This window comes from Lactobacillus corticis, assembly GCF_018327645.1.
Classification (GTDB): Bacteria; Bacillota; Bacilli; order Lactobacillales; family Lactobacillaceae; genus Lactobacillus; species Lactobacillus corticis.
Genome location: NZ_BMAY01000098.1, coordinates 1 through 201, shown reverse-complemented (window position 1 = coordinate 201; position 201 = coordinate 1). Strand labels below are relative to the sequence as shown.

The 201-nt window shown below is 40.8% G+C and carries 1 protein-coding gene; it reads right to left on the bottom strand.

Going from position 1 to position 201, the window contains the following annotated elements:
• The coding region (locus KI210_RS08900; RefSeq protein ID WP_212781491.1) for an ATP-binding cassette domain-containing protein at positions 1-201 on the bottom strand (201 nt) is incomplete at both ends.

The following is a 201-nucleotide window of genomic DNA, read 5'->3' as shown; positions in this document are numbered from 1 at the left end:
TTTTCTTATCGGCCAAATCATAGCCAGTAACTTCCAACTTGCCTGATTGAATTGGCTCCAAGCCATTGATGGTTCTGATCAGAGTTGACTTTCCGGAACCGGAAGATCCGATGATCGTTACAACTTGGCCCTCTTCAATTTCCAAATTAATGTCCTTCAAGGCATGAAGCTTGCCATAGTATTTATTAACGTGATCAAATT